The sequence below is a fragment of the Sulfitobacter sp. KMM 9851 genome, from assembly GCF_057178245.1.
In genome coordinates, this window is record NZ_CM169991.1 from 809,989 (window position 1) to 825,166 (window position 15,178).

Genomic DNA, 15,178 nt, shown 5'->3' on the forward strand with positions numbered 1-15,178 from the left:
CCTTTCAGAGCGCGAGAAGGTAAAGGATGGCAGTTGCGGCAAAGCCGATCAGCCAAGTCAGCGTGCGCAGCGCCGGGATCCCAAAAATGTAAAGCGGCAGATAGATGATGCGTGCCAGCAAGAACACCTGCGCGGCGAGCAGCGAGGCGTCGGTGGTGCGGCCCAATGCCACGAGGATCAGAATGGCGGGGGCGAAAAGTGCCAGCGCCACGACGGAGTTATCCAGCGCGCGGCCAAGGCGGGCGGTCATGCCCGTGGTGCTGCGGGTCTCGTCCCGGCTGGAAATCAGGTAGCCCATGGAAAGCTGGGTCATCGCGCCCAGCACTTGCAGCAGGATGGTGAGCATGACCAAAAGGCCATAGGCTGCGAGAATGGTTGTTTCGGTCATTGGGGCGGTCCTTCTCGGCGGTGATTAAAGTGACGGGGCGGGGTTTCCCCCGCCCCAGCCTATCACAGATCCATCAACAAGCGGCGTGGATCTTCGAGCATCTCTTTGACGCGGACGAGGAATGTCACAGCGCCTTTGCCGTCGATGATCCGGTGGTCATAGCTAAGCGAGATATACATCATCGGGCGGATCACGATCTCGCCGCCCACGACCATCGCGCGGTCTTGAATTTTCGCCATGCCAAGGATGCCGGACTGTGGTGGGTTCAGGATCGGGGCGGTCATCAGCGAGCCGTAGACGCCGCCGTTGGAGATGGTGAAAGTGCCGCCCGTCATGTCGGCCATGGTCAGTTTGCCATCGCGGGCTTTTTTGCCCATGGCGTTAACGGCCTTTTCGATTTCGGCAAAGGACATCGCATCCGCGTCCTTGATCACCGGCACGACGAGGCCGGTGGGTGTGCCGGCGGCAACGCCCATGTGGACGTAGTTCTTGTAGATCACGTCGGTCCCGTCGATCTCGGCGTTGACCTCGGGGATCTCTTTCAGCGCGTGGCAGCAGGCCTTGGTGAAGAAGGACATAAAGCCCATGCGCACGCCGTGTTTCTTTTCGAACGCTTCTTTGTATTGGTTGCGGATGCCCATCACCTCGGTCATGTCGACCTCGTTAAAGGTGGTCAGGATCGCAGCGGTGTTCTGTGCCTCTTTCAGGCGGCGTGCCATGGTCTGTTTGAGGCGTGTCATCTTGACCCGTTCTTCGCGCGCGGCGTCATCGGCAGCGGAGGCGGGGCGCGGTGCGGCAGGTTTTGCGTCCTGCTTGGGCGCGGCAGAGGTGCCTGCGGCAATGGCTTTGGCCACATCTTCTTTCATCACGCGGCCATCGCGGCCCGAGCCGGTGACCTGATCGCGGCTGATGCCTGCTTCGGCCATGGCCTTTTTGGCCGATGGCGCGTCTTCGACATCTTTGCTCGAGCCGCTGCTGGCGGGTGCTGCTTTGTCGTCACCCTTGTCGCTGCTGGCGGGGGCGGCGGCGCCGTCGCCGGAGGAAATCACGGCCAGTTTCGCCGATGCCTCGACGGTGCTGCCCTCTTCGGCGAGGATTTCGGTAAGGGTGCCGGCGGCGGGGCTGGGCACTTCGACGCTGACTTTGTCGGTTTCCAATTCGCACAGCATTTCATCCTGCGCGACGGTATCGCCGACCTTTTTGAACCATGTGCTGACGGTGGCTTCGGACACGCTTTCGCCGAGGGTCGGCACCATGACGTCGACAGCGTCGCCGCCGCCGCCATTGCCGCTGTCGCGCTCTTTGGTGTCTTCGGGGCCTGCTTCTTTGGCCTTGTGCGCGCTGCCTGCGTCGCTTGCGGATGTCTTGTCGCTTTTCGTGGATTTGCTGCCTGCGTCGCCTTCGGAGATATTGGCGAGCAGGGCGTCGACCCCCACGGTCTCGCCTTCGGCGGCGACGATTTCGCTGAGCGTGCCAGCCACGGGGCTGGGCACTTCGACGGTGACCTTGTCGGTTTCCAGCTCGCAGAGCATTTCATCAACGGCGACTGTATCGCCGGGTTTCTTGAACCATGTGGCAACGGTGGCTTCGGTCACGGATTCGCCCAGGGTGGGCACGCGTACTTCGCTTGTCATGGTTATTTTCCTTTAACTGTCAGCGCGTCGTCGATGAGGGCTGCTTGTTGTGATTTGTGCATGGATGCCAGCCCGGTTGCGGGCGAGGCAGCGGTGGCGCGACCGGCATAGTCGGCGCGACCGTGTTTGGCTTTGATCCGGCCCAGAACCCATTCGATATTGGGTTCGATGAACGACCAGGCGCCTTGGTTCTTGGGTTCTTCCTGGCACCAGACCATTTCGGCGCCTTTGAAGCGTTCCAATTCCTTGACCGCGGATTGTGCGGGGAAGGGATAGAATTGTTCGAAGCGCAGCAAATAGACATCGTCGATGCCGCGCGCATCGCGTTCTTCGAGCAGGTCAAAGTAGACCTTGCCCGAACACATGACCACGCGCTTGATCTTGTCATCTGCCACCAGTTTGGTGTCGGAATTGCCGTGCTGGGCGTCATCCCACAGCACCCGGTGGAAACTGCTACCGGTGGTAAATTCCTCGGCCCGGCTGACGGCCAGTTTGTGGCGCAGCAGGGATTTGGGCGTCATCAGCATCAGCGGTTTGCGGTAGCTGCGGTGCAACTGGCGGCGCAGGATGTGGAAGTAGTTGGCAGGCGTGGTGCAGTTGGCCACGATCCAGTTGTCGCCACCGCACATGGTAAGAAAGCGTTCCAGGCGCGCGGAGGAGTGTTCGGGGCCCTGGCCCTCGTAGCCATGGGGCATCAGGCAGACGAGACCGGACATGCGCAGCCATTTCGATTCACCGCTTGAGATGAATTGATCGAACATGATCTGCGCGCCGTTGGCGAAATCGCCAAACTGCGCTTCCCAGAGCGTCAGCGCGTTGGGTTCGGCCAGCGAATAGCCGTATTCGAACCCCAGCACGGCATATTCGCTCAGCATGGAGTCGATGACTTCGTATTCGGCCTGCCCTTCGCGGATGTGGTTCAGGGGGTAATAGCGGTCTTCGTTCTCTTGGTTGATGAAGGCCGAGTGGCGTTGGCTGAAGGTGCCGCGGGTGCTGTCCTGACCGGACAGGCGCACCTTGTAGCCTTCGGTCAGCAGGGAACCGAACGCCAGCGCCTCGGCGGTGGCCCAATCAAATCCGGCGCCGTTTTCGAACATGTCGGCCTTGGCTTCGATCAGGCGGCCAATGGTCTTGTGCAGCGGAAATTTTTCCGGCGGAGTGACCAGCGCCTTGCCGACTTCGGCCATCGTCTCCTTGGAAATCGCGGTTTTGCCGCGCTGGTATTTCTTGTTCTGCTTGTCGAGGTGGGACCACTTGCCATCCAGCCAGTCCGCCTTGTTGGGGCGATAGTCCTTGCCCGCCTCAAACTCTTCGCCCAAGTGCTTCTGGAACGCGGCCTTCATGTCTTCGATCTCGCCTTCGGGGATCAGACCGTCCTTGACCAGTCGTTCGGTGTACAGGGTTAGCGTGGTTTTCTGCTTTTTGATCTTTTTGTACATCACCGGGTTGGTGAACATCGGCTCGTCGCCTTCGTTGTGACCAAAGCGGCGGTAGCAGATCAGATCGATCACCACGTCCTTGTGGAATTTTTGACGGAACTCGGTCGCGACGCGGGCGGCGTGAACGACCGCTTCGGGATCGTCGCCGTTGACGTGAAAGATCGGTGCCTCGACCACCAGCGCGTTGTCGGTGGGATAGGGAGAAGAGCGCGAGAAATGCGGTGCGGTGGTAAAGCCGATCTGGTTGTTCACCACGATGTGCATGGTGCCGCCGGTCTTGTGCCCCTTGAGGCCCGACAGGGCGAAACATTCGGCCACCACGCCCTGACCTGCGAACGCGGCATCGCCGTGCAGCAGGATCGGCATAACGGCTGTGCGGTCGCGGTCGTTCAACTGATCCTGCTTGGCGCGCACTTTGCCAATCACCACGGGGTTCACTGCCTCAAGGTGGGACGGGTTTGCCGTCAGTGACAGGTGGACACTGTTGCCGTCAAATTCACGGTCCGACGACGCGCCGAGGTGGTATTTCACATCGCCCGAGCCATCGACGTCTTCGGGCTTAAAGCTGCCGCCCTGAAATTCGTTAAAGATCGCGCGGTAGGGTTTTTGCATGACGTTGGCGAGCACCGAAAGGCGGCCCCGGTGGGGCATGCCGATGACGATGTCGCGCACGCCAAGGGAGCCGCCACGTTTGATGATCTGTTCCATCGCGGGCACCAGGCTTTCGCCGCCATCGAGGCCAAAGCGTTTAGTGCCCATGTATTTAACGTGTAGGAACTTCTCAAAGCCTTCGGCCTCGACCAGTTTGCCCAAGATCGCCTTGCGGCCTTCCTTGGTAAAGGCGATTTCCTTGCCGTAGCCTTCGATCCGTTCCTTGAGCCAGCCTGCCTGCTCGGGGTCGGAGATGTGCATGTATTGCAGCGCAAATGTGCCGCAATAGGTGCGCTTCACGATATCCACGATCTGCTTCATCGTCGCCACTTCGAGGCCCAGCACATTGTCGATAAAGATCGGCCGGTCCATGTCGGCGGCGGTAAAGCCGTACGATGCAGGGTCAAGTTCGGGTTGTTCGCCGGTCTCGCGCATACCCAGCGGGTCCAGATCTGCGGCGAGGTGGCCGCGGATACGGTAGGCGCGGATCAGCATCAGCGCGCGGATACTGTCGAGTACGGCCTGCTTGACCGAGGCATCGGTAATCTCGACGCCCTTCTCGGCGGCCTTGGCCTTGATCTTGTTGCCTGCTGCGGCGGCTTCTTCGGGTTCGGGCCAGACGCCGGTTAGCGCACCCATGACATCGCCTGTTGGTGCTGGGGGCCAGTCGCGGCGCGCCCAGGACGGGCCGGCCGCTTCGGCCTGAGCGGTTTCGGCGTCGTCGCCCATTGCGGCAAAAAAGGCAGCCCATGCGTCATCGACCGCCGAGGGGTCGTTGGCATAGCGGGCATACATCGCCTCAAGGTAGTCCGCATTTTCGCCCTCCATGAAGGACGAGGCGTGAAACTGTTCGTTGGCGGGTTGGTCGGTCATGAGAGTACCTCAGCAGGTGATGTGGGCGCGGGGTCTGTTTGTCGCCGTAGGATGTGCAGCGCGGCTAAGAAGGCTGCGGGTGTATCAACCGTCCCGCAACGGTTTTTGGTCGAGGGGGGCGCCGGGGGGCCACATAATGTGGCCGCTGGCAGGGGTGTTCGCCCGGACGCAGGGCAGAGTATCGCCCGACCGCGTGCGGTCGAGAGGGACTCATATATGTATATGTCCGGGCGTGGCGCATATCAGCCTTTGTCGATCGCTTCCTGAACCGCTTCGCCAAGTGTGGCGGGGCTGTCTGCCACCACAATACCGGCTTCGCGCATCGCGTTGATCTTGCTTTCGGCGTCGCCCTTGCCACCGGCAACGATGGCGCCCGCGTGGCCCATGCGGCGGCCGGGAGGGGCGGTGCGGCCCGCAATGAAGCCAGCGGTGGGTTTCCAGCGGCCTTTTTTCTTTTCGTCGGCCAGGAACTGTGCGGCTTCTTCTTCGGCAGAGCCGCCGATTTCACCGATCATGATGATCGAGGTGGTTTCGGGGTCGGCCAGGAACATTTCCAGCACGTCGATATGTTCGGTCCCTTTGATCGGGTCGCCGCCGATGCCCACGGCTGTGGACTGGCCCAGACCCAGATCAGAGGTTTGTTTCACCGCCTCATAGGTCAGCGTGCCGGAGCGCGACACAACGCCAACGGTACCGCGGCGGTGGATATGGCCGGGCATGATGCCGATTTTGCAGGCATCAGGTGTGATCACGCCGGGGCAGTTGGGGCCGATCAGGCGCGACTTGGACCCTTCGAGCGCACGCTGTACGCGCATCATGTCAAGCACCGGGATGCCTTCTGTGATGCAGACGATCAGTTCCATCTCGGCGTCGATCGCCTCGAGGATCGAATCCGCGGCGAAGGGGGGCGGCACGTAGATGACCGACGCATTTGCTTCGGTGACGTGTTTTGCTTCGTGAACGGAGTTGAACACCGGCAGGTTCAGGTGCGTCTGCCCGCCTTTGCCGGGGGTCACGCCGCCGACCATTTTGGTGCCATAGGCGATGGCCTGTTCGGTGTGGAACGTCCCTTGCGAGCCGGTCAGGCCCTGGCAGATGACTTTGGTGTTTTCGTCGATGAGTACGGCCATGTGAGGCGTCTCCTTTGTTTATTCATTATTTACGTGGCGGGGACCGGTCTGCGCAGGCGCAGATCAGTCGATGATTGGTGCGGACCCGTCTGCGGGGTTCGGGATGTGGCAGGCTTGTGTACCTTGGGTGCCACAGGGCGCGACAACGCCGCTAGGCGACTGCGCAAAGGCCGATGGGCTGGGGTGGACGGCCTGAGGGCCGGGGCGTACGGGCGCATAGCCGCCGCCACAGGCAGACAGCCCGGCCGCGAGGAAGAGCGCGGCACAAAGCCGTAGGGAAGCGGAGGAAGAGAGGAAATGCGTCATGAAGGAGCAGCCTTTTCTATCAAAACCGAAATATTGTCATCAACCGGCAACGTCACGCGGTTGATCAGGCGGGTCGAAAACCCGGCGCGGGCACAGGTGTCACGCAGGGTATTCAGGGTGAAATAATTGACGTGATCCGGGTGGCGAAAGCCGCACCATTTGGCGCCGATCACCCGGCGGTTGAGCGAACCGAAGTTTGGCACGCGAATGAACACGCGGCCCTGATCCTTGAGCGCGCGATGCGCCCCGCGCAGCACCGACATGACGTTGGTTTCATGTTCGAGGTAGGAAAACATCACGATGCCATCGAAGGTTTCCTTGGGAAACGTCCATATCGCTTCGGCGCCCGCGCCGTGCTGACATCGCCCGCCCGCCTGCCGCATACGCGCATCGGCGATAGCGTGCAATTCGTCGGACAATTCGATTCCGTAGGGTGTCATCGGCGCGGTGATCCGCTGGCCCCAGCCACAGCCGACGTCCAGTACATGGCCGTCATTGAACCAGCGGCGAAAGGATTTGGTTTTGTCACGGTACATGCCCAGGCGGTTGCGCAACCGGCGGGCAAGCGGACTGAAAACTGTCGATCCCTTCGAGGCAGCCTTTTTCGCGGTATAGGTTTTTTCCCAGGCCAGATCGTCCTGCAACACCTCATAGGCGGGTGGGTTGCGCAGGTAGGTCATGGTGCAGGCGGTGCATTGGCCAAGCAGCCAGGGCTGCGGCGCATACTGCGGCAGCGGGGTTGCCTCGGTGCACGAACAGCTGGGGCAAGCGCGCAGGCCGTCCTGCAGGGGCTGAGAGGCATGGGGCGATGTCATTGTTGCACCTCAAGGCCCAGCCCATCATAGAGCCGGTCAATGGCCATGAATGTCTGTCTTGTGCCGTCTGTATCGCGGGTGCCGACATGCACAACCGCGACACGGCCGCGCAGCAATTCACGACCCTGCAAAAACGCGGTGCCGGGCAGGGCGGTGTGGGTGTCGGGTAGGGCGATGGCGTGGCCAAAGACCGGCGGCGTCGCCATCTGGTCGTGCAGGGCGGCGATGGCGGCGGGGGTGTGATCGCCGTCAAAACCCACTTCGCAGCGCCGCTCAACGCCGCGTGGGGCATTGGCGGGGCGCGGCTCAAGGCTGTCGTCCCAGAATGTGAGGGTAAAAGGAGCGGTGTCGGCGCCTATGTTGTCGCGGGCCTGTGCCTCGGTCTGGCCAGCCTTGAAGCACCAGGTGTTGAACGCAGCAATAGCCGCCTCTGCCGAGCCGCCAAAGGCGGGTGCGCCAAGGGCGCAGGCCACGAGAAGGGGCGGCACGACACGCATCAGAACAGCGCCTCGTCTTCGTCAACAAGCAGGTCGAGGGCGCGCAGGGTTATTAGCCCGGCCCCCATGATCATCAGGGTCCGCGAAATGGAGCCGGTCAGGTTGGACGGCAGCAGCCCCGCCAATCCGTCACGCGATTTGCGTGCGGCGCGGCGCAGGCCACGGTCGCGGCGGGTGTGATTGTCGGGCTCTGGAAGGCGCAGCAGATCGGGCTGCCACTGGCGGATCAACAGCCCGGCACCAAGAAGCACGATGCCCGCGAGAACAGGCGAGGATTGTGGGGAGTCATCCATCATGCGTTCCTTACGATGCGCCAGACAGGGATGCGCGGAGCCCGAAAAGTGCCAAGATGCACCCTTCGTGGCCCCGCCCTGTTTGCCCCAAACGCCCCAAAGGAGCGTTTGCCGACATCAAAGATGTCGGGAAGGCAATCACCCCTTCACAGCTTTCACGATCTTTTCGGCGCCATCCTTGAGGTTGTCCGCCGCGATCACGTCGAGACCACTTTCGTTGATGATCTTCTTGCCTTCTTCCACCTTGGTGCCTTCCAGGCGCACAACCAGCGGCACTTTCAGACCGACTTCCTTTACCGCCGCAACAACGCCTTCCGCGATGACGTCGCAGCGCATGATGCCGCCGAAGATGTTGACCAGAATGCCTTTGACCTGCGGGTCGGAGGTGATGATCTTGAACGCCTCGGTAACCTTTTCCTTGGTCGCACCACCGCCCACGTCGAGGAAGTTGGCAGGTTCGGCACCATAAAGCTTGATGATGTCCATCGTCGCCATCGCAAGGCCCGCACCGTTGACCATGCAGCCAATCTCGCCGTCCAGCGCGATGTAGTTCAGGTCGTATTTGGACGCTTCGAGTTCCTTGGGGTCTTCTTCGGTGGTGTCGCGCAGTTCGGCGATATCGGCGTGGCGGTAGATCGCGTTGCCATCAAAGCTGACCTTGGCGTCGAGGACCTTGAGGTCGCCGCCGTCGGTGACGATCAGCGGGTTGATTTCCAGCATCTCCATGTCTTTGTCCATGAAGGCTTTGTAAAGTTGACCCATCAGCGTGACGCACTGCTTGGTCTGCTTGCCCTCAAGGCCAAGCGAAAACGCAATGCGACGACCGTGGAACGCCTGATAGCCGGTGGCCGGATCGACGGAGAAAGACAGGATCTTTTCGGGGGTCGATGCAGCAACCTCTTCGATGTCCATACCGCCTTCGGTCGAGCACACGAACGAAACGCGACTGGTCTGGCGATCGACCAGCAGGGCGAGGTAAAGTTCAGTCTCGATGCCGGAACCGTCTTCGATGTAGATGCGGTTGACCTGTTTGCCCGCAGGGCCGGTCTGATGCGTGACCAGCGTGCGGCCCAGCATTTTTTTGGCTTCTTGCGCGGCTTCTTCAACCGATTTGGTCAGACGCACGCCGCCTTTGTCGCCAGCATCCGCTTCTTTGAAGCTGCCCTTGCCACGGCCACCTGCGTGGATCTGTGCCTTGACCACCCAAAGCGGCCCGTCCATTTCGCCAGCGGCGTTTTTCGCGTCTTCGGCCTTTAGCACAACGCGGCCATCGGACACGGGCGCACCATAGCTGCGCAGGAGGGCTTTCGCCTGATATTCGTGGATGTTCATGAAAAACGGTCCCGTTTCTGTTCCAGTCAACCCGCAGTATGCGAGTGAGTCTTACGGCTCGGTAAACAGTTTTTCTGAGAAACATAGGTTTGGCCAGCTAAAAGCGACATTTGTGATCACACGGCAAATACGTGTGATCACAAAATTTGCAGTCTGGCGATGTTTCAGGTTTTGCCGGGAGTGATTCCAAAATGTTATGTGTTATTTGCGGGGTTGGGACAGGCAGCACCTACGACGCGGGGGGCTATTTTATTGAGTTGAGGCCGAACATATTGCCCTCGCTGTCCATACATAAGGCGACCCAGCCAAATTCGCCGATGGAAAACTTGGGCCGGATGACCTTGCCGCCCGCATGTTCGACACGCGCCTGTTCTGCGGCGCAGTCGTGAACCGCAAAGTAGATGATGGTGCCGCCGATACCTGGTGCGCCGTGGGGTGATTTGGTCAGCGCACCCGCGGCGCCATAGCTGTTCATGTCGGCGGGAAAGCTCATCATCTGGGTATCGCCGGTGGGGTCGCCCATGGCCTCAAGCTTGCGGTCGAGGACGGTTTCATAAAACTCAGTGGCTCGGGCGAGGTCATCTACGAAGATATCAAACCATGCGACGGCGTTCATTTGGGACATTCATCCATTCCTGTGTGTCATTTCGTTCATGACACCGGTTTAGCGGCCCCCTATGCGCGGGTATTGTAGATTTCAGACATCGAATTTCCGCGAAAACTGGCCCGGGGTGTATCCGGTGGCCTTGCGAAACGAATGGATGAAGTGGGACTGGTCGGCATATGACAGTGACGGTTCACCGCGCAGAGACTGCTGCAGGCGCAGGACCTTGAGGAAATCATGCGGGGTAAAGCCGGTCGTGGCCTTGAGTGTGCGCTGTAACTGACGGGCGGAAATCTGCGCGATCTCGGCCATATCCGCGACCGAATGAATATCATCGAGGTGCTGAAAAATCTTTTCGGTAACAGGGTTTGCAACGACAAGTTCATGCGCAACCAGTTTGTGTACGAAGTCAGTTAGCGCTGACTGCTGTGCGGCAAAATCTGCACCGGCAATCTGCTGGTTCAGTGCCAAGAGGGCCAGATCACCCCGATAGGCGGTCTCGACCATGCCGTACCCCACGGGCGCACGGTGCAGTTGCCAGACGCCGGGCAGGAAACGGATATTGACGTAGTGAAAGCGTTTGCCGAGATTAAGCTCTTCTGAGGTGGCGCGCAGTCTGGTCGGGCCGGCCACGAGAGGGTTAAGCTGATCCAGCACGATATAGGTGCAGGCGTCAGGCAGGGCGTGAAATCGGTAGTCCTGCTGCAATGGCGCGGTCGTTTTGATCTCAAGGAAACGATGCACAACGGCGCGCAGGGCCTCTGGCGGTTCCGCTTCGGTAAAGGCGATGGCGTCGACCGTTCGATCCTTGCTGTTGCCTGTGGGTTCGTACATCTGCGGGCCTTCCTGACGCTGCGCTGAGGCTGGCCCGCGATGGTTCCGGGCCAGCCTGCGGGGCGGTTACAGGGGCATCAAGGCCCAATAATCCAGATCCAGCAGCACATGGGGCTGATATTTGCCGTCCGCACCGCGCAGGTCGAACGGATCGCCGCCCTTGGTGGCGACCAGCCGCAGGCGGATGGCGCCGATGCCGGGGGCTGTGGTTTCGGCCTTGTCCAGCACTTCTGACCAGGCGCGGATCGTGTCACCGGCAAGGCAGGGATTGGCATGGGCGCCGCCGTTCAATCCGACGATCATCTGAGCGTTGGCCAGCCCGTTGAACGACAGCGCGCGCGCCATTGAAATCACGTGGCCGCCGTAGATCAGGCGGCTGCCATCGGGGCGAGCGGAGGTGTCGAAATGCACCTTGGCGGTGTTCTGCCAAAGGCGGGTGGCCAGCATGTGTTCGGCCTCTTCCACGGTGACACCGTCAATATGGTCAATCTGTTCGCCGATGGTGTAATCGCCCCAGCGGTGCGGTTCGCCCGCCAGTGTGAAATCATAGGCGCCAAAGTCGAGGCCGTCGGGGATGCGCAATTGCCCGACGCTTAGCGCGCCGGTCAGATCGGGAACGACGGGTTTGGGCGCGGCGGCATCGACGTCGCCTTTGCGGACCATGACCCAGCGTATGTATTCCAGCACCGTCTCGTCGCGCTGGTTCAGCCCGGTGGTGCGCACATAGACAACGCCGGTCTTACCGTTCGAATTTTCCTTGAGGCCGATCACCTCGGATTGGCTGCGCAGGGTGTCGCCGGGATAGACAGGCACGCCCCAGCGACCCTGGGCATAGCCAAGGTTCGCCACAGCGTTCAGCGATACGTCGGGCACGGTTTTGCCAAAGACAATGTGAAATACCGCCAGATCGTCGAGGGGGCTGGCGGGTAGGCCGCAGGTCTGTGCGAATTGGTCTGATGAATGCAGCGCGTGACGGGCCGGGTAGAGCATGTGATAGAGCGCGCGTTCACCGCCCGATACAGTGCGCGGCACCGCGTGGTGCAAGGTGTCGCCCACGGCGTAGTCTTCGAAGAAGCGACCCTTGTTGGTTTTGGACGGCCGCATCAATGCGCCCCCAGTTTGGTGTCAGGGGTATATGTGCCGTCGACCTCTTTGGTGACGGCCTGACCGCAGCGCATCACACCTGCGCTGTGATCCCATGTCTGAGTGGGAGACCCGTGCAGCGCCCAACCTTTGTTCACGGCATCGGTGACCTTGTGGCAGAACGCGGAAGTGTCTTCTTCGGACAGAAAACGATATAAAATCATAACAGCCTCAGGCGATCAGGAAGGGAAGGGAGACACGCCAAGCCACAGGTGGATGGCGGCGACAATGGCAAAAAGCACGGCAGAGATCACGGCGAGCCGGATGTAGGTGGCGCGGCCTGCATGGGCAGGCGCGGTCCAATGTGGTTCGGCCCGATTGATCAAGATGACGGACCCAACGGCCCAGCCCAAAATCGTGCCAAACAGCAGTATCGACGCCAGATCACCGTTCACCAGCAGGTGCGCCGTGGCCCAGATTTTCACTGCCAGCAATTGCGGGTGGCGGGTTTTGTAAGCAGGCCATGCCTTGGCCCCCTTGGCAGCACTTGAACCAAAGACCCAGAACGCCAGAAGCATAAGCAGGTTGTTAAGGTGCGTCAGGAACAGCGGCGGGTTCCAGACCGGGATAAAGTCGGCCACACGGTAGCCCCAGATAATCAGCCCAAGCGCCACCACGAGCACAACGGCGACAAGGCCACGGCCCGCATCGCCCATTGCGGCGCGCTGTGCGGGCATCAGGCGTTTAAAGTAGTGGGCGGCAACCCACAGGATGAGGCCGAGGATCAGAAGGGTCATTGCGTTACTCCGCGTTCAGGGCTGATATTGCGTCCAGTCTTGCCAGTGTTTCACGCGCGGTGGCAACATGTAGATTTTCAACAATCCGCCCATCGACGACGGCAACCCCTTGCCCTGCCGCCTGTGCGGCATCGAATGCGTCAATCTGGCGGCGGGCCAGAGCGGCTTCTTCGTCTGAGGGGGAAAAGGCGGCGTTGGCGACATCGAGCTGGGCCGGGTGGATCAGTGTTTTGCCATCAAAGCCCATATCGCGGCCCTGTTCACATTCGATGCGCAGCCCGTCGTCGTCCTTGAAGGCATTGTAGACACCATCGACAATCGCCACCCCATGCGCCTTGGCCGCGAGCAGGCACAGGCCCAACCCGGTTATAAGGGGCAGGCGGTCGGCGCGGTGGCGGGTTTGCAGGTCTTTGGCCAGATCGTTGGTGCCCATGACCATGGCCTGCAACCGCTGGTGACCTGCGATGGCAGCGGCGTTCAGCATGGCACCAGGGGTTTCCATCATGGCCCAAAGCGGGATGTCACCGGTGATTTCGGCCAGCGCATCAAGATCGGCAGGGCTGCTGACCTTGGGTAGCAAGATCGCATCGGGGTGCATTGCGGCGGCAGCGCGGGCGTCTTCTTTGCCCCATTCGGTATCCAGCCCGTTAATGCGGATCACCCGCAGCCGCGCACCATAGCCGCCCTGATCCAGTGCCTCAGCCAGAGTTGTACGGGCTGAGACTTTTTCATCCGGGGTGACCGCATCCTCGAGGTCAAAGATGATCGCGTCGCAGGACAGGCCGCGGGCCTTGTCGAGGGCGCGGGGCTTTGAGGCCGGGATATAGAGGACCGATCGCAGGGGGCGGATAAAGGGGGGCATAGGTGGCTCCGACAGCGTATGGGCGCGGGCAAGACCCGAGCACTAAGATTGTTGCGCATAAGGGGGCATTTTTGTCTGAAAAGTTCAAGGGCAAACGTGCCGCGGTGCAGCAAATATCAAATGCAACAGTCATCGTGCGCCGCGTTAACCTATATTTCAAACCTGCGTTGCAATCTGTAGCGGTCACATCCTCTCGGAGGGCCGTTACGGCAGGGCCAGGATAGAATGCGAAAAGAGAGATCGGGACATTCGTTTTAACCGGGGCTGCCCGGATCACATCGGGAAAATCCCGGCCTGCCAGTTGATCCCAGGGCGACGTCTTTTGAATGAAGGCAAGAAGCTATGAAACGCACAGTCAAGATTTTTCACTTTGTGGTGCTGAGCGCCGCTGCGGCGCTGTTGCTGGCCACGACCACAAACGTAGCGGCCGAGAATCCGCGCAATTGCGGCCCGCGCGAGGCAGTCGTCACGCGGCTGGCTGATGGCTATGGCGAAACGCGCCAGTCGATCGGTTTGGGGGCAAATAACGCGGTGGTTGAGGTATTCGCCTCTGCTGAGACTGGCAGTTGGACGATTACCGTCACGCGACCCAACGGCATTACCTGTCTGGTGGCATCGGGACAGGCGTTTGAAGAATTGGCCGAGGCATTGCCCGCCAAGGGCAACGACGCCTGACGGCAACAACGCCTGACGGGCGCCACGCCTGATGATGTACGAGAACGGGGCTGTCTGAGGGCAGCCCTTTTTGCGTGCTCGCACCTGACTGGGGCCGACCCCTAGGTCACCCCATCCCAGATCAGTTTGCCGCCGGTGATCAACAGCAATATGTAGGTCAGCGCAAAGAACACCCGCTCCGGCACGAGATGATGGGCGCGCACGCCAAGCCATGCACCCAGCAGCGCAAAGGGAGCCAGCACAAGATTGGCCTGTGCCGTTTCCCAAGTGAACATGCCCAGAACGGCATAGGGAATGAATTTGGCAATGTTCAGTATCCAGAACACCAGCACGGTGGTCGCCTGAAACCCGGTTTTACCGAGGTTGCGGCCCAGAAGATAAACCGCGGCAAGTGGTCCGCCCGCGTGGCTAACGAAGCTGGTAAAACCGACGCCGACACCGATTAACGCGGCCCCCCATTCGGGCATGGGCCTTGAGCCGGGGCGCAGCCATCCGCGCCGCAGGCAAAGTTGCCAGACCACAAAGCCCACTGATATCGCGCCGATCAGCAGCCGCAGCACATCAGGCGAGGCAACGCGGTAGAGTGCCGCCCCCATGGCCACGCCGGGCAGGCCGCCAAGTGTCAGGAGCCAGGTTTCGCGTGTGCCCCATTTGCGCCAATAGGGTTTCAGCGTCGCCGCGTCGATCAGCATGAGCAACGGCAACATGACCCCAAGCGCAAGCCCCGGTTCGACAACCAATGCCAGTGCCGTGGCCGAGGCAAAGGCAGCGCCTGAGCCGAAACCGGCCTTGGAAATACCGGCAAAAATAACGGCGGGTCCGGCGATCAGGAAGAACGTCCAATCGAGGGTCAGTATGTCATATTTTATGTCGTCACCAAAATTTTCGCAAATGTGTCGGAACAAGTCTCCGCAATCTGGGTTGTGATGGCAGAGGCGCAACAAGCGTCAAGAAAAAATATAGGA

General features: G+C 60.7%; 17 protein-coding genes. 1 reads left to right on the forward strand and 16 read right to left on the reverse strand.

Translation table 11 applies throughout. From position 1 onward, the window contains the following. Positions 1-4 precede the first annotated feature (4 nt). From AC1965_RS03980 to AC1965_RS04050, 15 genes are all read right to left on the reverse strand, one after another. A complete protein-coding gene (locus AC1965_RS03980; RefSeq protein ID WP_483885999.1) occupies positions 5-388 on the reverse strand; it encodes an MAPEG family protein in 384 nt (127 codons plus the stop codon). 62 nt (positions 389-450) lie between these two features. Continuing rightward, positions 451-2,022 carry a 2-oxoglutarate dehydrogenase complex dihydrolipoyllysine-residue succinyltransferase gene (gene odhB, locus AC1965_RS03985; protein WP_483886000.1) on the reverse strand — a complete coding sequence of 524 codons (1,572 nt, stop codon included), beginning with the start codon at positions 2,020-2,022 and terminating at the stop codon, positions 451-453. A 2-nt stretch (positions 2,023-2,024) separates the two neighbouring features. Continuing rightward, entirely contained in the window at positions 2,025-4,985 is a 2,961-nt protein-coding gene (locus AC1965_RS03990; protein WP_483886001.1) for a 2-oxoglutarate dehydrogenase E1 component, read from the reverse strand. A gap of 242 nt (positions 4,986-5,227) precedes the next feature. Next, the gene (gene sucD, locus AC1965_RS03995) at positions 5,228-6,115 is read right to left on the reverse strand and encodes a succinate--CoA ligase subunit alpha (protein WP_483886002.1); all 888 of its coding nucleotides are present in this window, start codon (positions 6,113-6,115) and stop codon (positions 5,228-5,230) included. 63 nt (positions 6,116-6,178) lie between these two features. Then, positions 6,179-6,421: a hypothetical protein gene (locus AC1965_RS04000; RefSeq protein WP_483886003.1), complete on the reverse strand. Its 243-nt coding sequence runs from the start codon at positions 6,419-6,421 to the stop codon at positions 6,179-6,181. Next, positions 6,418-7,236, reverse strand: coding sequence for a class I SAM-dependent methyltransferase (locus tag AC1965_RS04005; RefSeq protein WP_483886004.1), 819 nt, complete (start codon positions 7,234-7,236; stop codon positions 6,418-6,420). Before AC1965_RS04005 ends, AC1965_RS04000 begins: the two co-directional genes overlap by 4 nt. After that, on the reverse strand, positions 7,233-7,733 hold the full coding sequence (locus AC1965_RS04010) for a hypothetical protein (protein ID WP_483886005.1): 501 nt from the start codon (positions 7,731-7,733) through the stop codon (positions 7,233-7,235). The genes AC1965_RS04005 and AC1965_RS04010 overlap by 4 nt, the downstream gene beginning before the upstream one ends. Then, positions 7,733-8,029, reverse strand: coding sequence for a hypothetical protein (locus AC1965_RS04015; RefSeq protein ID WP_483886006.1), 297 nt, complete (start codon positions 8,027-8,029; stop codon positions 7,733-7,735). Before AC1965_RS04015 ends, AC1965_RS04010 begins: the two co-directional genes overlap by 1 nt. A 135-nt stretch (positions 8,030-8,164) precedes the next feature. After that, complete coding sequence (gene sucC / locus AC1965_RS04020; RefSeq protein ID WP_483886007.1) at positions 8,165-9,358, reverse strand: ADP-forming succinate--CoA ligase subunit beta; 1,194 nt, start codon at positions 9,356-9,358, stop codon at positions 8,165-8,167. Positions 9,359-9,602: 244 nt separating this feature from the next. Further along, positions 9,603-9,983: a VOC family protein gene (locus AC1965_RS04025; protein WP_483886008.1), complete on the reverse strand. Its 381-nt coding sequence runs from the start codon at positions 9,981-9,983 to the stop codon at positions 9,603-9,605. 72 nt (positions 9,984-10,055) lie between these two features. Further along, positions 10,056-10,796, reverse strand: a complete 741-nt coding sequence (locus AC1965_RS04030; RefSeq protein ID WP_483886009.1) for a helix-turn-helix domain-containing protein — start codon at positions 10,794-10,796, stop codon at positions 10,056-10,058. 66 nt (positions 10,797-10,862) lie between these two features. Next, positions 10,863-11,900 (reverse strand): MaoC family dehydratase, encoded by a 1,038-nt coding sequence (locus AC1965_RS04035; protein ID WP_483886010.1) that lies wholly within the window; start codon positions 11,898-11,900, stop codon positions 10,863-10,865. Next, positions 11,900-12,103, reverse strand: coding sequence for a DUF1737 domain-containing protein (locus AC1965_RS04040; RefSeq protein ID WP_483886011.1), 204 nt, complete (start codon positions 12,101-12,103; stop codon positions 11,900-11,902). Before AC1965_RS04040 ends, AC1965_RS04035 begins: the two co-directional genes overlap by 1 nt. Before the next feature lie 15 nt (positions 12,104-12,118). Then, positions 12,119-12,676, reverse strand: coding sequence for an NnrU family protein (locus AC1965_RS04045; protein WP_483886012.1), 558 nt, complete (start codon positions 12,674-12,676; stop codon positions 12,119-12,121). 4 nt (positions 12,677-12,680) lie between these two features. Then, positions 12,681-13,538: an HpcH/HpaI aldolase/citrate lyase family protein gene (locus AC1965_RS04050; RefSeq protein WP_483886013.1), complete on the reverse strand. Its 858-nt coding sequence runs from the start codon at positions 13,536-13,538 to the stop codon at positions 12,681-12,683. 342 nt (positions 13,539-13,880) lie between these two features. Between AC1965_RS04050 and AC1965_RS04055 the strand changes: the two genes are divergently transcribed. Beyond that, the gene (locus AC1965_RS04055) at positions 13,881-14,213 is read left to right on the forward strand and encodes a hypothetical protein (RefSeq protein WP_483886014.1); all 333 of its coding nucleotides are present in this window, start codon (positions 13,881-13,883) and stop codon (positions 14,211-14,213) included. A gap of 101 nt (positions 14,214-14,314) precedes the next feature. On the opposite strand, the gene AC1965_RS04060 is transcribed toward AC1965_RS04055, so the two are convergent. Continuing rightward, entirely contained in the window at positions 14,315-15,070 is a 756-nt protein-coding gene (locus AC1965_RS04060) for a sulfite exporter TauE/SafE family protein (RefSeq protein ID WP_483886978.1), read from the reverse strand. Between the last annotated feature and the right edge of the window lie 108 nt (positions 15,071-15,178).

Coding starts and splice junctions, on each gene's coding strand:
- odhB (WP_483886000.1), bottom strand. CDS start 2,022: ATGACAAGCGAAGTACGCGTGCCCACCCTGGGCGAATCCGTGACCGAA.
- sucC (WP_483886007.1), bottom strand. CDS start 9,358: ATGAACATCCACGAATATCAGGCGAAAGCCCTCCTGCGCAGCTATGGT.
- AC1965_RS04015 (WP_483886006.1), bottom strand. CDS start 8,029: ATGATGGATGACTCCCCACAATCCTCGCCTGTTCTCGCGGGCATCGTG.
- AC1965_RS04010 (WP_483886005.1), bottom strand. CDS start 7,733: ATGCGTGTCGTGCCGCCCCTTCTCGTGGCCTGCGCCCTTGGCGCACCC.
- AC1965_RS03980 (WP_483885999.1), bottom strand. CDS start 388: ATGACCGAAACAACCATTCTCGCAGCCTATGGCCTTTTGGTCATGCTC.
- sucD (WP_483886002.1), bottom strand. CDS start 6,115: ATGGCCGTACTCATCGACGAAAACACCAAAGTCATCTGCCAGGGCCTG.
- AC1965_RS04045 (WP_483886012.1), bottom strand. CDS start 12,676: ATGACCCTTCTGATCCTCGGCCTCATCCTGTGGGTTGCCGCCCACTAC.
- AC1965_RS04000 (WP_483886003.1), bottom strand. CDS start 6,421: ATGACGCATTTCCTCTCTTCCTCCGCTTCCCTACGGCTTTGTGCCGCG.
- AC1965_RS04040 (WP_483886011.1), bottom strand. CDS start 12,103: ATGATTTTATATCGTTTTCTGTCCGAAGAAGACACTTCCGCGTTCTGC.
- AC1965_RS04030 (WP_483886009.1), bottom strand. CDS start 10,796: ATGTACGAACCCACAGGCAACAGCAAGGATCGAACGGTCGACGCCATC.
- AC1965_RS04055 (WP_483886014.1), top strand. CDS start 13,881: ATGAAACGCACAGTCAAGATTTTTCACTTTGTGGTGCTGAGCGCCGCT.
- AC1965_RS03990 (WP_483886001.1), bottom strand. CDS start 4,985: ATGACCGACCAACCCGCCAACGAACAGTTTCACGCCTCGTCCTTCATG.
- AC1965_RS04035 (WP_483886010.1), bottom strand. CDS start 11,900: ATGCGGCCGTCCAAAACCAACAAGGGTCGCTTCTTCGAAGACTACGCC.
- AC1965_RS04005 (WP_483886004.1), bottom strand. CDS start 7,236: ATGACATCGCCCCATGCCTCTCAGCCCCTGCAGGACGGCCTGCGCGCT.
- AC1965_RS04050 (WP_483886013.1), bottom strand. CDS start 13,538: ATGCCCCCCTTTATCCGCCCCCTGCGATCGGTCCTCTATATCCCGGCC.
- AC1965_RS04025 (WP_483886008.1), bottom strand. CDS start 9,983: ATGTCCCAAATGAACGCCGTCGCATGGTTTGATATCTTCGTAGATGAC.